Source organism: Micropruina sp., from assembly GCF_047602085.1.
Classification (GTDB): domain Bacteria; phylum Actinomycetota; class Actinomycetes; order Propionibacteriales; family Propionibacteriaceae; genus Micropruina.
The window spans coordinates 985760-999538 of the sequence record NZ_JASGID010000002.1 but is presented as its reverse complement, the minus strand read 5'-3'; the positions used below and the strand labels follow the sequence as shown (position 1 = coordinate 999538).

General features: G+C 67.8%; 15 protein-coding genes. 4 read left to right on the top strand and 11 right to left on the bottom strand.

All coding sequences use genetic code 11. The features are described from left to right. Window positions 1-246: 246 nt before the first annotated feature. Window positions 247-843: a TrmH family RNA methyltransferase gene (locus tag QM721_RS05315; protein WP_415120119.1), complete on the bottom strand. Its 597-nt coding sequence runs from the start codon at window positions 841-843 to the stop codon at window positions 247-249. 119 nt (window positions 844-962) lie between these two features. Between QM721_RS05315 and QM721_RS05310 the strand changes: the two genes are divergently transcribed. Both QM721_RS05310 and QM721_RS05305 read left to right on the top strand, forming a co-directional pair. Next, a complete protein-coding gene (locus tag QM721_RS05310; RefSeq protein ID WP_415119712.1) occupies window positions 963-1673 on the top strand; it encodes a DedA family protein in 711 nt (236 codons plus the stop codon). A 4-nt stretch (window positions 1674-1677) separates the two neighbouring features. Beyond that, window positions 1678-1839 (top strand): hypothetical protein, encoded by a 162-nt coding sequence (locus QM721_RS05305; protein ID WP_415119710.1) that lies wholly within the window; start codon window positions 1678-1680, stop codon window positions 1837-1839. 294 nt (window positions 1840-2133) lie between these two features. Here the strand turns inward: QM721_RS05305 and QM721_RS05300 are convergent, their stop codons facing one another. From QM721_RS05300 to QM721_RS05280, 5 genes are all read right to left on the bottom strand, one after another. Further along, window positions 2134-2967: a LemA family protein gene (locus QM721_RS05300; RefSeq protein WP_415119708.1), complete on the bottom strand. Its 834-nt coding sequence runs from the start codon at window positions 2965-2967 to the stop codon at window positions 2134-2136. Between the two features lie 66 nt (window positions 2968-3033). After that, window positions 3034-3573 carry an orotate phosphoribosyltransferase gene (pyrE, locus tag QM721_RS05295; RefSeq protein WP_415119705.1) on the bottom strand — a complete coding sequence of 180 codons (540 nt, stop codon included), beginning with the start codon at window positions 3571-3573 and terminating at the stop codon, window positions 3034-3036. A gap of 28 nt (window positions 3574-3601) precedes the next feature. Then, window positions 3602-4282, bottom strand: a complete 681-nt coding sequence (locus tag QM721_RS05290) for a class E sortase (protein WP_415119703.1) — start codon at window positions 4280-4282, stop codon at window positions 3602-3604. Between the two features lie 55 nt (window positions 4283-4337). Then, a complete protein-coding gene (locus QM721_RS05285) occupies window positions 4338-5153 on the bottom strand; it encodes a spermidine synthase (protein ID WP_415119701.1) in 816 nt (271 codons plus the stop codon). A 24-nt stretch (window positions 5154-5177) separates the two neighbouring features. Continuing rightward, window positions 5178-5765 (bottom strand): lysostaphin resistance A-like protein, encoded by a 588-nt coding sequence (locus QM721_RS05280; protein ID WP_415119699.1) that lies wholly within the window; start codon window positions 5763-5765, stop codon window positions 5178-5180. A 96-nt stretch (window positions 5766-5861) separates the two neighbouring features. Here QM721_RS05280 and QM721_RS05275 point away from each other — a divergent pair, with 96 nt between their 5' ends. Both QM721_RS05275 and QM721_RS05270 read left to right on the top strand, forming a co-directional pair. Beyond that, entirely contained in the window at window positions 5862-6242 is a 381-nt protein-coding gene (locus tag QM721_RS05275) for a DUF6394 family protein (RefSeq protein ID WP_415119697.1), read from the top strand. Continuing rightward, window positions 6239-7990, top strand: coding sequence for a potassium channel family protein (locus QM721_RS05270; RefSeq protein WP_415119695.1), 1752 nt, complete (start codon window positions 6239-6241; stop codon window positions 7988-7990). Before QM721_RS05275 ends, QM721_RS05270 begins: the two co-directional genes overlap by 4 nt. Window positions 7991-8280: 290 nt before the next feature. On the opposite strand, the gene QM721_RS05265 is transcribed toward QM721_RS05270, so the two are convergent. The 5 genes from QM721_RS05265 to cysC all read right to left on the bottom strand — a co-directional run bounded on the left by QM721_RS05265 (window position 8281) and on the right by cysC (window position 13761). Further along, complete coding sequence (locus QM721_RS05265) at window positions 8281-9519, bottom strand: hypothetical protein (protein WP_415119693.1); 1239 nt, start codon at window positions 9517-9519, stop codon at window positions 8281-8283. Between the two features lie 70 nt (window positions 9520-9589). Beyond that, complete coding sequence (locus QM721_RS05260) at window positions 9590-10858, bottom strand: sulfate adenylyltransferase subunit 1 (RefSeq protein WP_415119691.1); 1269 nt, start codon at window positions 10856-10858, stop codon at window positions 9590-9592. After that, window positions 10858-11760 (bottom strand): sulfate adenylyltransferase subunit CysD, encoded by a 903-nt coding sequence (cysD, locus tag QM721_RS05255; RefSeq protein WP_415119689.1) that lies wholly within the window; start codon window positions 11758-11760, stop codon window positions 10858-10860. Before cysD ends, QM721_RS05260 begins: the two co-directional genes overlap by 1 nt. Further along, a complete protein-coding gene (locus QM721_RS05250; protein ID WP_415119687.1) occupies window positions 11757-12515 on the bottom strand; it encodes a 3'(2'),5'-bisphosphate nucleotidase CysQ in 759 nt (252 codons plus the stop codon). Before QM721_RS05250 ends, cysD begins: the two co-directional genes overlap by 4 nt. Next, window positions 12505-13761 carry an adenylyl-sulfate kinase gene (gene cysC, locus QM721_RS05245; protein WP_415119685.1) on the bottom strand — a complete coding sequence of 419 codons (1257 nt, stop codon included), beginning with the start codon at window positions 13759-13761 and terminating at the stop codon, window positions 12505-12507. The genes QM721_RS05250 and cysC overlap by 11 nt, the downstream gene beginning before the upstream one ends. Window positions 13762-13779: the final 18 nt, after the last annotated feature.

Below are 13779 nucleotides of genomic sequence, written 5' to 3'. Positions count from 1 at the left end.
GCCGCCATCGTAGTAGGCCGGACTCGCCGCCGACCGTGGCCGCCTGCGGGCGCGAGCGCGGCACCAACTCCCCCGCTGGTCGAGCGTGTCGAGACCCCTGGTGAGAGCACTCCGTTTGAGGTCTCGACACGCTCGACCAGCGAAAAATCAGTACGTCCCTCACGCAACCAGCGGGTGGGCGCGTCGATCCGCGCATGCCACGGCGATGCCGCGGGCACAGTCGGGCTGTACGACGCCCGGTGAGCCTCAGCGGCCGCCCCAGCGCAGGCCCCAGTGGTACATGGCGATGGCCGCGGCGGCTCCGGCGTTGAGCGAACGGGTGGAGCCGTACTGGGTGATCGACACCAGGCCCGCGCAGCCGACCACCACCTCGTCGGTCAGCCCGGGGCCCTCGGACCCGAACACCAGGCAGCAGCGCTGCGGCAGCTCGGTCGCCTCCAGGGGCACCGAACCGGGCAGGTTGTCGACGCCGATCGGGGTGACATCGGCGGCGGCCAGAGCGGCGAAGAACGACGCTACGTCAGGGTGGTGATACACATGCAGGTACCGGTCGGTAACCATGGCACCGCGCCGGTTCCAGCGTCGGCGACCCAGAATGTGCACCGCGGACACGTTGAACGCGTTGGCCGTGCGCACGATGGAGCCGATGTTGAAGTCGTGCTCCCAGTTCTGAATCGCCACCTGCAGCGGCTGACGCCGGGTGTCGAGGTCGGCGACGATCGCATCGAGGCGCCAGTACCGGTAGCGATCCCCCACGTTGCGGCGGTCGCCCTCGGCCAGCAAATCAGGGTCGAGCCGCGGATCGTCCGGCCACGGTCGGGGGTGTGGGCCGACGCCGACCAGCGGGACGGTCGGGTCGTACGGCTCAACGCTTGGGTCAGCGGCTACGTCCGCCAATGACCCACGGCCTGGCTGCTCTGAGCCCTCGCTTACCGGCTGCACAGCCCCCCACGGTAGCCTGAGTGACTGTGACCCTGCTGCCTTTGCTCGTGCCGCTGCTGCTGCCCGACTGGATGGACCCCGAATATGTCATTCATGCCCTGGGCAACTGGGCCCTGTGGGGCGTGGCGCTGATCCTGATCGTCGAGTGCTCGATCTTCCCGATCTTGCCCGGCGATTCGCTGCTGTTCACCGTCGGCATGTTCATCGCGATGGACCCCCCGTCGATCGCCTTTGCCGGGCTGAGCCAGCCGATGGTGCTGCTGGTCTCGTGCGTGATCCTGATGATCGCCGCGGTGCTCGGCAATGTGATCGGCTATTTCGTCGGCAAGTGGATCGGTCCGGCGATCTTCAGGCCGCGGGAGGGGTTCTGGGGGCGGGTGTTCGACCCCAAGCGGGTTGAACAGACCCACGAGCTGATGGAGCGTTATGGCCCGCGCGCACTGGTGCTGGCCCGGTTCGTTCCGTTCGCCCGGACGTTCATCACCCTGATCGCCGGCATCGGCCAGATGAGCTTCCGCAGATTCATCACCTGGTCGGGGGTCGGCGCGGTGATCTGGGCGGCGGGCATCACCGTGCTCGGCTATTTCATGGGCAACCTGCCGTTCATTCACACCAACCTCGAGATGGTGTTGATCGTCATCGTGCTGATCTCGGTGCTGCCGATGGTCGTGGAGTACCTGCGCGAACGACGCAAGCTGAAGGCCGAAGCCGGACAGACCGCGTCGGAGTGAGCCGGTGGCCGCGCAGCGGCGCACCCTGTTGGCACTGACCAACTTGCGCGGACGCGACTACCGGGCCGCTGCGCACCGCACCCGCCGGGCGTCCGGCACACGACGGCCCCCGCCGGTCGAGCGTGTCGAGACCCCGAACGGAGCGCTCCCACTACCGAAGCACTGACTCTCCGCCGGTCGAGCGTGTCGAGACCCCGAACGGAGCGCTCCCACTACCGAAGCACTGACTCTCCGCCGGTCGAGCGTGTCGAGACCCCGAACAGAGTGCTCCCACTACCGAAGCACTGATCCTCCGCCGGTCGAGCGTGTCGAGACCCCGAACGGAGCGCTCCCACTACCGAAGCACTGACTCTCCGCCGGTCGAGCGTGTCGAGACCCCGAACAGAGTGCTCGCACTAGGGGTTTCGACACGCTCAACCAATGGTCGGCGCCTTGATCAGCGGTCCCTTGACTGCGTCGGTCAGGACTGCGGCGGCGGGTAGCCACCCTGGGACGGCCGGTTGCCCTGGTCCTGCTCCGGGAACTGCTGCGGCTGACCCTGCTGCGGCGCTTGGTACTGCTGAACCGGCTGAGTGAACCCGCCGGGCGCCGGGGCCGGGTAGCCCTGGCCCTGGCAGGCCTGCGGGTTGGGCAGGTCGCCCGACGACTGCGGGGCGGCGTTGAGCTGCGCATTGGTCGGTTCCGCACCCGGCTGCTCACCGCGGTAGCTGATCTCGCCGAAATTCACATCGGGTGCCCGGCGCACCTCGGTGTCGTTGACTTCGAAATAGGTGGCCTTCTCGAAGTGGTACATGCCGGCCAGGACGTTGCTCGGGAACGAGTCGACCTTCGTGTTGTAGTTGCGCACGTTCGCGTTGTAGAAGCGGCGTCCGGCGGCGATGCGGTCTTCGGTCTCGGTGAGCTCGCGCTGCAATTCGAGAAAGTTCTGATTGCTCTGCAACTGCGGGTACGCCTCGACGCTGACGATCAGGTTGCGCACGGCGGCCGACAACTCTTCTTCGGCCTGGGCACGCTGGTGGGCAGTGCCGCCGTGCTGCGCCAGCGCTGCGGCCTGGTTGCGCATGCGGGTCACCCCTTCGAGGGTGTTGCGCTCGTGGGCGGCGTAGGCTCGCACCGTTTCGACCAACCGCGGGATCAGGTCGTAGCGCCGGTTCAGCTCCACGTCGATCTGACGCCAGGATTCCTGAATCAGGTTTCGGTCGCGGGCGAAGCCGTTGTACAGCGACACCGCATACAGGCCGGCGACGACCACGATGATCACCAGGATCACCAGGAACCACAAAATTCCTTCCATGGGGCAACTCCTTGTCGTGGGACGGTGCCCGGCCAGCCTAACCGGTCGGTGTGGCGATGGGACCGGCTACAGACCCAGATCGGCCAGGCTCACCGCGTACCGGTACGGCACCCCCGCGGCTTCGATGCGTTCGGCCGCACCGGTGTTGCGGTCGACGATCACGGCGACGCCGATCACCTCGCCACCCTCGGCGCGCACGGCCTCGATGGCCTCCAGCGGCGAGCCACCGGTGGTGGAGGTGTCTTCGACCACCAGCACCCGACGGCCCTCGACCGCTGCACCCTCGATGCGTCGCTGCATGCCGTGGGCCTTGGCCGCCTTGCGCACCACGATGGCGTCCAAGCACCCGCCCGCGGCGGCCCTGGCGTGCAGCATCGCGGTGGCCACCGGGTCGGCACCCATGGTCATGCCGCCCACGAGGTCGAAGTCCCAGTCGGCGACCAGCTCGTTCATCACCCGTCCGACCAGGGGGGCGGCAACCCCGTTGAGCGTCACCCGGCGCAGATCGACGTAGTACTCGGCCTGGGCACCCGAGGTGAGGGTCACCGTGCCATGCACCACGGCCAGGTTCTTGATGTGTTCGATGAGTTGGTCACGATCCGCCATGTGGCCCACCCTAGTGCTGACCCGCCGGTCACTTCTCGACGGTCTCGACCAGTTCGCCGAAGGCCACCGAGCGCTCCGCGGAGTGAAAGAAGTTGCGGCAGGTGATCAGGGTGATCAGCGCTTCGGTGGGCTTCTGGTCGGGGTGGCCGGGCACCGGGTCGATCACCCAGGTCTCGTACTTGTCGACCGTCAGGTCTTTGGGGTAGTTGGTCAGCGCATAGGTGTAGACGGCGGTACGGGTCTCGACGATCACCTTCGAGCCGGGCTTGAGGTCGAGCAGCGGCACGAACGGTCCGGACGCTCCGCGATGGCCGGCCACGGCGAAGTTGCCGACCTTTCCCGGAGCGGCGGTGTGGTCGAACCAGCCCACGCCGACGTTGAGCGAGTAGGGGGTGGTTCCGGTGACGACCGCGACCTCATAGTCGGCGCCGAATTCGGGAATGCGCATCAGCGCGACGGCGTTGCCGGGAATCGTGGACGACGGCGACCTGCCCTGCGCCCACTCCTTCTTCACCTCGTCGACCTGCTGCTGCGCGGCCTTCACATCCATCACGGGGTTGAAGTAGGCGTCCCACACGTACAGCCCCAGAAACGACAGGCCGGTTGCCATCAGCAGCACACCCAGCACGGTCAGCAGCCTCCGGCGCCCCTTGGGCGCCGGCGAGTCCGGCCGTATCGCCCGCGGCGTCACCGTGCTCGTCTCCCCCACGGCGTCCATTGTGAACGCGCCCGGAGGCTCCGACAACTCGCCCGTACCAGGCAGCTCACCCGTACCAGGTGTGCCCACTGGTAGGCCCGTAGGAGTCACGTGGCGCGTCGTCGGTGAACGGCAGCGCAGACCCGACCCAGCGGCGTAGCTCGGCACCGGCGACGGCACGGTAACCGAACAGGGCCCGCCGGGCGTCCGCCGCGATGGTGTCGAACGGCAGCGCCGCATGCGACGCGGCGACCACGACGTTGCCGTACCGGCGCCCCTTCCAGACCGCGGTCTCGGCGCTGGCCAGCAAGTGCCGGAAGTGCACCTGAACGCCGGCCAGGCAGGCTCGCGACCACCCGAACGGCGACTCGTCGGCCAGGTTCATCACCAGCAGCCCACCGGGCCGCAGCACCCGGCGCAGCTGCCCGAAGAACTCGGTCGTGGCCAGTTCACCGGGCACGTGCAAGCCGTCGAAGGCGTCCACGATCACCGCGTCGGCGTAATCGGACGGCATCGCGGCCACGCCAGTGCGTCCGTCGGTCTCACGCACCTTGATGCCGCTGCGCGGCGGCAGCGGCACCTTGCGGCGCACCTCGGCGAGCAGTTCGGCGTCCGGCTCGCAGACCACCTGGGCGGTGCCCGGGCGCACCGAAGCCAGCCAACGCGGCAGCGTCATTCCCCCACCGCCCAGATGGACGACCCGCAGCCTGGCGTCCGGCTCGCGGGTGAGGATCGTGACCCGCAGAATCTCGGCGATCCGCTGGACGTACTCGAACTCGAGCCGCAGCGGATCGTCCGGGTCGACCCATGACTGCTGGGTGCGACCGGAGCACACCAGGTAGGCACCGCGCACCTCGCGGTCGGGCTGCACGCGGTCGTTCATGCGCTCGGGTCGTTCATGACGCGCTCACCGGCTGATCATGCCGATCAAGCCCGCGATCAGATTGCCCGAGCCATGCGCGGCCCAGGGCAACAGCAGTGAGGCGGTGCGCTGGCGCACCCAGCCGACCATCAGCGCCGACCCGACCCCCAGGGCGAAGACGGCCAGTCCCGCGCCCAGTCCGCGGTCGATGAACACCCAATGGCCGGCGAACCGCAGCGCGCCGCAACACAGGGCCTGGATCGCATTGGCGGCCACCGCGCCACCGCGCTTGCCGCCCAGCCAGTTGAGCATGAAGCCGCGAAAGAACAGCTCCTCGCTAAGTGCGGTCTGCACCACCGCGACCAACACCACCGCCAGCCAGGCGAAGTAGCCAGAACCTGCCACCACAACCCCGGGGCGTCCGAGCAGGGCGCTGCCGACGAACCCGAGCGCCGCCAACGCCGTCGCCGCAAGCACCAGCGGATCGGCACCGTGACAGACCTGACGGAAGCCCAGCCAACGCAGCAGCGACCCCTCGGGCCGCGACGCGTTGAGCCAGTAGGCCAGCGGCACCAGGGCAAACACCGCCACCTGGCCGGGCACGCCGACCAGGAGCGTCGTCACCAGGTCCATTGGCTCAGTCTGTACCTGTAGTGACACGGCCCCCAAGTCACACCCCTGAGCTGGGAGTCTCAGCACTAGAGTGGGCCGCGATCGGCAGGAGGACGAATGAACTCGGAAAAGGTCATATTCGGCTTTTTCATCACGCTGGCCGCGACGCTGAACTTCGGCTTCTGGACCGGCGACATGGAGAAGGTCGAGTTGCACAATGTGTGGGAGCTGGCAGCCGCCCTGGTGGTGAGCCTGATCGCCACCGTGCTCAAATTCGGCGACCGCACCCAATTGGGCGCCGTTCATCTGGCCACGTCGCTGGTCGCCGACGTGCAATTGATCGCCGGTTCGATCATCTGGACCTGGGCGGCCAGCACCCCCTCCGGCATGACTCCGGCCGATATGGCGCTGGTGGTGTCGATGTCGGCAGGCGCACTGTTGGCGAACCTGATCTCGGTGGTGCTGATGATCAGCGAAATCATCACCGCACGACGGTGACCTCAATCCCGCGAGGGACGATCAACAACGTCACCTATCTGTTCCTGCGGCGCATGCGGCTGCCGCTGGGGCTGGTGATCCTGCTGTACACGGTCAGCGTGTTCGGCCTGGCGCTGATGCCGGGGGTCAACGATGCGGGCCACCCCACCGAGGGCATGGGCCTGTTCAACGCGTTCTACGTGATCAGCTACACGGCCACCACGATCGGCTTCGGTGAACTGCCGCACCCCTATTCGACCGCACAACGCATGTGGATGACGGTGTCGATCTACCTGACCGTGACCGGATGGTCGTATGCAGTGGTCACCGTGGTCGGCCTGCTTCAGGAACCGGTCTTTCAGAACGCCTTACGGCATGGCCGCCACGCCCGGCGCATTCGCAACCTGAGAGAGCCGTTCTACATCGTCTGCGGCGTCGGCGAAACCGGCACCCTGGTCTGCCATGGTCTCGACCGGCTGCGCACGCGGTTCGTGGTGATCGATGCCGATTCCGACCGCATCGAGCAGATCAAGCTCGAGAACTTCTTGTACGACCCACCCAGCGAGGTCGCGGACGCCTCCCAGCCGGCCACGCTCACCGGCTCGGGCCTGCTCTCGCCCTACTGCCGCGGCGTGATGGCGCTAACCGTGGACGACGCCACCAACCGGGCGATCGCGGTGTCGGCGCGCCTGCTGCGGCCGGGGCTGCCGGTGATGGCCAGGGTCGGCGACGCCGACACCGACCATTCCCGCGGCGCCTTCGGCGGCGACATGGTGACCAACCCGTTCGAGCGGTTCTCCACCTTCTTGGCGCTGGCGGTGGCCCGTCCGGAGCGTTACCGCATGGGTCAGATCCTCACCGGATTTCCCGGCGACGACCTGCCCGAACCACACCACCCTCCACGCGGTCACTGGATCATGTGCGGCTACGGACGCTTCGGGCACGGCGTGCGCGAAGCACTCACCAAGGCCGGCAACGAGGTCACCGTCATCGACCGGATGCACTACGGCGAAGAGGGCGTCGACATCAAGGGCACCGGCACCGATTCGGCGAGCCTGATCAAGGCCGGCATCGAGCACGCTGTCGGCATCGTCGCCGGCAACGCCAGCGACCTGAAGAACCTGGCGATCGCCCTGGTGGCACGCGACCTGAAGCCCGACATCTTCATCGTCACCCGGCAGAACCAGATGAGCAACACCACCCTCTTCGACGCCTTCGAGGACGACCTATGCATGCAGCCCAGCCGCATTGTCGCCCGGGAATTCCTGGCCCTGATCACCACGCCGCTGCTGGCGCGCTTCCGGCACGAGATTCGTGGGGCGTCCGAAAGGTGGAGCGCGGAGCTCACCGAGGCACTGTCATTCCTCAACGGCGGGTACGTGCCCGAACTGTGGGGGGTGACGATCAACGATGAGCAGGCGGCGGCAGTGGTGGACGCGATCCGGCACGAGCAGTGGGTGAATATCGGCCACCTGCTCGTCGACCCGTACGACGCGCACCGTCCGGCTAACGCCTTGGTGCTGATGGTGGCACGCGGTGAGGGCGGCGAGATTCTGCCCACCACCGGCTACCAGCTCGAAATCGGCGACCAGTTGCTGATCGCAGGCTCACGCGATGCTGCCCGCCGATTGCAGTTGACGCTGAACAACCCCAACGTGCTGTTCTACGTGCGCACCGGACGGGAGCGCGGCGGCGGCTGGGTGTGGAACCAAATGCGCTCGCTAAAGCGCTGGTGGATCAAATCTCGCCAGCGACACATCGAGCACTGACCCGTCCAGGGGACGGTTCCGTTTGGTTCAGGGGACGGTTCCCAACGGTCCAGGGGACGGTTCCGCTTGGTTCAAGGGATTGGTTCAAGGGACGGTTCCCAACGATCCAAGGCACGGTCCCCAACGGGATCATGAACCAGACGGAACCGTCTCCTGAACCAGACGGAACCGTCCCCTGAACCAAACGGAACCGTCCCCTGAACCAGACGGAACCGTCCCCGAGCGTTCTCTGCTGGTCGAGGTGCCGTCCGTGGATTCTCTGACGGGGCTCTGGCCGGACCCCCGGGGCCTCAGCGCGTGACGGGGTTGCCGGGCAGTCGCTTGGCCACCTCGTCACGCACCCGGCGGGCCGTGGCTCCAACCGACGGTGCCGTGTTCGACGCCATCTCGGTGCGGGCCTTGCGCACCACTGCCGGTGCGGTGCGATCGAATGCCGCATCCCGGCCCGTCGCCGCCGCCAGCACCCCGATCAGGGCCTCGACGGCGAGATCGATGGGTATCGCGTCGACCTTGGCGTGATGTACATAGTCCTGCTTCGGCGTGCGGTCAGCGCTGACCAGATGATCGGCCGAACCGACCAGTCGCACGCCGGTCGCCCCGATCGCGTCCACCACGCCGCACTCGTGCTGCAAGGCCGGCTTGAGTGCCCACCGTGGCAGCCGCAGCCGGGGCTCGTCCGGGCCGGGCCTGCGGTAGCCGACCACCCGCGACAGCGCACCGTAGTAGTTCAGCCACTCGTGGTTGGCCCACTCCAGGCCGAGTTCGGTGGTTCTGCGGTTGAGCTGCCGAAACAGTTCGGCCTCTGGAACGGTCAGGCCGCGGTTGGTCACGTCGTCGGTGCCCGGCGCGGCTGCCAGTAGATCGCGAGGCAGTCCCAGCAGGTCTTCGAAACGGTGGAACAGGAAACTGTGATCGTTCGGGTCGAGGGCGATCACCGTGACCCGGTCGGGGCCCGCGGCTGCCGCCCATCGCCGAATCAGCCCGGCGTGGTCGAAACTCAGCTGGCGACGATCGTAACCGGCGTGTTCCGGCTTCAACACGCCCTTCAGCCAACGCTCGAACGACTCTCGGCGGGCGTTGCGCTTGAGCCGTTCCTGCCACAGCGACGGCAGCATGCGGCCGAAGGCGCGCAGTGTGATCACGACGTGCAACCGCGGCCCCAACTCATCGACCCAACGGGCAATCGTCGCGTCGTCGGCGGTCGAGACGTACTCGTGACCCAGTAGGATCCGCCGCTCGTGGTCGGCCTCGATCTCACGCTTCAGCAACCACCAGTGCCGGTACGACGGCGGCGGCCCGACACTTCCATCGCCGTTCCAGCCCAGGCCACGACGTTGAAAAGCGCTGACCGCCACCCGCTGGTTGAAGGTGGCCCCGGGGTAGCGCACCCCGTGGCGGAGCAGTTCGGGACGCATGACGCGCGCCACCGTCTGCAGCGATGTGGTGCCGGTCTTGAACGGCCCGATGTGCAACAGCCGGGTGCGTTCGGCAAGCAGCAGCTCGGTGTCACCCCCAGGGGTGGACGTCATCGGCAGCTCCGTTCTTCTCGGGCAGCTGAACCCGGCTGCCTCTTCGGCCAGGCCGCGCGCACGGCAGACCTCAACTCAGAAATCCGGCACCGACGGTGCGGTTGGTGGCCTCGTCGACCAGGATCACCGAGCCGGTGGTGCGGTTCTGCGCGTACTCGTCGAGGAACAGCGGGCGGGTGCAGCGCAGCCGCACCCGGCCGATCTCGTTGAGGGCCAAAGCGGTGACGCTTTCGTCGCGATGCAGGGTGTTGATATCGACTCGATAGAGCACCTCGCGCACCTTCACCCGCGCCCACACGGTGGTGTGTTTGATCGCCAGGGTCCGGCCGGGCGTGAGGGCGCTGCCCTCGTCCATCCAACACACCCGCAGGTCGAGATCCTGTCGCGCCGGGGCCGGGTTGTTCGGCCGTACCAGCAGGTCGCCCCGGCTGATGTCGAGCTCGTCGGCAAGTCGCAGCGCCACCGACATCGGCGGGTATGCCTCGCGCAGCGGGCCCGTCGGAGAATCGATCGCACTGATCGTGGTGGTGAACCCACTGGGCAGCGCCATCACCTGGTCGCCCACCTTGATCACGCCGCCGGCCACGGTGCCGGCATAGCCGCGATAGTCGCGCGCCTGGGCCGACTGCGGCCGAATCACGTACTGCACCGGGAATCGGACGTCGGTGAGGTTGCGATCGCTGGCAACGTGCAGGTGTTCGAGGTGGTACAGCAATGCCGGGCCGTCGTACCACGGAGTGCGCGCGCTGCGGGTGACCACATTGTCGCCGTGCAGCGCCGAGATCGGGATGAACTGCAGATCGCCGACCTTGAGCCGGCTCGCGAACTCGGTGAACTCGTCCACGATGCGCTCGTAGACGGCGACGTCGAAGTCGACCAGATCAAGCTTGTTGACGCACACCACCAGATGCCGCACGCCGAGCAGCGTGGCCAGGAACGAGTGCCGCCGGCTCTGCTCGGTCATGCCCTTGCGGGCATCGACCAGAATCAGCGCCGCATCGGCGGTGGATGCCCCGGTCACCATGTTGCGGGTGTACTGCGGGTGGCCGGGGGTGTCGGCGATGATGAACGTGCGACGCGGCGTCGCGAAGTAGCGGTACGCCACGTCGATGGTGATGCCTTGCTCCCGCTCGGCCCGCAGGCCGTCGGTGAGCAGGGCCAGGTCGACGTAGTCGTTACCACGTTGGGTGCTGACCCGCTCGACCGCCTCGTACTGGTCGACGAAGATGGCTTTGCTGTCGTACAGCAACCGGCCGATCAGCGTGCTCTTGCCGTCGTCGACGCTGCCTGCGGTGGCGAACCGCAGCAGGTCGCTGCCCGTGGTTGTCTCGCCGCTCATCAGAAGTACCCCTCCTTCTTGCGATCCTCCATCGCGGCTTCGCTGACCCGGTCATCGCCGCGGGTGGCTCCACGTTCGGTGAGCCGGGCGGCGGCTATCTCGGCCACGATGGCCTGCTTGGTGTCGGCGGTCGACGCGACCGCCGCGGTCAGGTTGGCGTCGCCCATCGTGCGGTACCGCACCGAACGGCGCTCGACCCGCTCGCCCTCACGGGGGGTCACGAACTCGTTGACCGCGTACAGCATGTTGTCGCGCACCACCACGTCACGTTCGGCCGCGTAGTACAGGTTCGGCAGCGGAATGTCCTCGTGAAGGATGTAGGCCCAGGTGTCGAGCTCGGTCCAGTTCGACAACGGAAACACCCGAATGCTCTCGCCGGGGTGCACCCGTCCGTTGTAGAGGCTCCACAGCTCGGGACGCTGGTTCTTGGGATCCCACTGGCCGAACTCGTCACGAAAGCTGAACACCCGCTCTTTGGCCCGGGCCTTCTCTTCATCGCGGCGTGCTCCGCCGAAAAGCGCGTTGAAGCGGTGTTGCTCGGCGGCCTCCAGCAGCACCGGGGTCTGGATCCGATTGCGCGAACCGTTCGGCTCCTCCTGCACCAACCCCCGCGCCATCGCCTCGGGCACCGACGCAACGACGAGTTGCACCTCCAGTTGGTCGAGCCACCAATCCCGAAAGGCGATCACTTCGGGAAAGTTGAGACCCGTGTCGACGTGCATGAACGGGAACGGAATGCGGGCCGGGGCGAACGCCTTGCGAGCCAGCACGCTCATCACCACCGAGTCCTTGCCGCCGGAGAACAGCAGGCAGGGTCGCTCCATTTCGGCGGCGACCTCACGAATGATGTGAATGCTCTCGGCCTCGAGAGCCCGTAGTTGACTGAGCACGTAGCCGGTCATGATCCTCCTTCGAGCTGCGCAACGGCGGCCAGCAGCCGGGGCGCATGTTCGGTGCGGCACACCATCAGGTCAGGCAGCCACGGGTCGGGTCGGTTGTAGCACAATGGCGAGCCGTCCAGTCGGGACGTGTGCAGGCCGGCCGCCGCGGCAACGGCCACCGGAGCCGCCGAATCCCACTCGAACTGCCCGCCGCCGTGCAGGTAGGCGTCGACCTCGCCGGTGACCACGGCCATCGTCTTGACCCCGGCAGAACCCATGCCCACCAGTTCGACCGGCAGCAGCTCACCGAGGCGTTGCACCAGCACCGGCGGACGTGACCGGCTGACCGCCAGCCGGAGCGGACCCCCGCGGCGCAGGGGCGGCAGTGGCTCGGCGGGGTCGGTGCCGAACACTCGCTGCCGCGCAGGCAGGGCGACGGCACCCGCGACCAGCCCGGTATCGCGTTGCCACAAAGCGACGTGCACCGCGAAGTCGGTGCGCCAGGTTTCCCCGGTGCGTTCGGCGTACTCGCGGGTGCCGTCGAGGGGATCCACGATCCAGACCCGGTCGGCACCCAGCCGGGAAGGGTCGTCCTTGGCCTCCTCCGAGAGCACCGCGTCGCCCGGACGGTGGGTGGCGAGTTCGGCCAGCAGGTATTCGTTGGCCAGTCGGTCACCATCGGCGCCCGACACCGCACCGTCGGGGCGCCGCAGGCCCAGCAGCACGGCACCGGCACCCTGGGCCAGCGCGACGGCCAGTTCGGCGTCAGATGTCATAGCCGGTCAACTCCTCGTCGCTGACGTCGTCGGTGGCGAAGCTGGTGCGGCGACCGAGCTCTTGGCCCCGGCGCAACGCTCGCGCCTCGAGTTCTGCGACCACCAGCTTCACCGCCTCGTCGATGCCGTAGCCGGTGGTGTCGATCACCAAGTCGGCGTCATCGGGCGGCTCATAGGGCGAGTCGATGCCGGTGAAGTTGGCCAGTTCCCCGGCCCGTGCCCGGGCGTAGAGGCCCTTGCGGTCGCGCCGCTCACATTCGGCCAGGGGGGTCGAGACCCACACCTGCAGAAAGTCGGCACCGTCGCGTGCCATCCGGGCCGCCTCGGCGCGACCCTCGGCGAACGGCGCGATCAAAGCGGTGATGGCGATGCCGCCGTGCCGGGCCAGCAGCGCGGCGACCCAACTGGTGCGGCGCACGTTCGCCTCCCGTCCGGCGGTGTCGAACCCGAGCCCCGCCGATAACATGCGGCGCACGTCGTCACCGTCGAGCAGGGTGACCTCGCGTTGTGACTCCTGCTCCAGAAAATCTCGCAGCGCCTTGGCCAGGGTCGACTTGCCCGAGCCCGAAAGCCCGGTGAAGAACACCACGGTGCCACCCCGGTCGTGCCGCGGCACGTCCGCGCCGGGCAGCTCACCGACCACCACGAAGTGTTTGACGCCGAAGGCCTCGGCCAGCGCCTTGGGCGTGGGTAGCCTTGGCCGCTCGAACACGCCGCGGCTGCCCGCGGTGGGCCACGGCACCCTCACGATGCGATGCGCACCCCGGGCACGGGCATCGACAACGCCGGGCAGATCGGCCAGCAACTGCCGTCCGGCCCGGGTATGGCCCGCCAGCACCAACCAGAGCACCCGGCTGTGCGGTGCGGTCAGGGCGTCCACCCGCACCAGATCGGCGGTGCTGGGCATTCCGCACACGACCACCGCCAGATCGAACGGCCCGGCCTCGGCAAGCGAGGCCGCCTCGCCGTCGAGGCGAGCGACCGACCGCAACGTGGTCACCTCAAGCAGGCCGGCGCGCAGTCGTCCGAGCAGCAACGGGGTGGACTCGGGGTCGTTGATCACGACGGTGTCCACCGCGCCGAGCACGGCCAGCGCGGCGTGGCTGAACCGCAGCGTGGGCGCGATCAGGTCGCGTTGCACCAGCTCGACCACATCCAGGTCACCGGCATCGGCAGTGACTGTGGGGAGCGCGGCAATCTGGGCCCAGTCGACGGTGGCTGCTGCAGGATTCCGCTCAGGCGTCATCGAGGAACCTCCGATCGG

What these genes read in the sequence shown, in the direction of transcription:
- QM721_RS05300 (WP_415119708.1), bottom strand. Translation starts at nt 2,967, where the DNA reads ATGGAAGGAATTTTGTGGTTCCTGGTGATCCTGGTGATCATCGTGGTC.
- pyrE (WP_415119705.1), bottom strand. Translation starts at nt 3,573, where the DNA reads ATGGCGGATCGTGACCAACTCATCGAACACATCAAGAACCTGGCCGTG.
- QM721_RS05285 (WP_415119701.1), bottom strand. Translation starts at nt 5,153, where the DNA reads ATGAACGACCGCGTGCAGCCCGACCGCGAGGTGCGCGGTGCCTACCTG.
- QM721_RS05280 (WP_415119699.1), bottom strand. Translation starts at nt 5,765, where the DNA reads ATGGACCTGGTGACGACGCTCCTGGTCGGCGTGCCCGGCCAGGTGGCG.
- QM721_RS05275 (WP_415119697.1), top strand. Translation starts at nt 5,862, where the DNA reads ATGAACTCGGAAAAGGTCATATTCGGCTTTTTCATCACGCTGGCCGCG.
- QM721_RS05265 (WP_415119693.1), bottom strand. Translation starts at nt 9,519, where the DNA reads ATGACGTCCACCCCTGGGGGTGACACCGAGCTGCTGCTTGCCGAACGC.
- QM721_RS05260 (WP_415119691.1), bottom strand. Translation starts at nt 10,858, where the DNA reads ATGAGCGGCGAGACAACCACGGGCAGCGACCTGCTGCGGTTCGCCACC.
- cysD (WP_415119689.1), bottom strand. Translation starts at nt 11,760, where the DNA reads ATGACCGGCTACGTGCTCAGTCAACTACGGGCTCTCGAGGCCGAGAGC.
- QM721_RS05250 (WP_415119687.1), bottom strand. Translation starts at nt 12,515, where the DNA reads ATGACATCTGACGCCGAACTGGCCGTCGCGCTGGCCCAGGGTGCCGGT.
- cysC (WP_415119685.1), bottom strand. Translation starts at nt 13,761, where the DNA reads ATGACGCCTGAGCGGAATCCTGCAGCAGCCACCGTCGACTGGGCCCAG.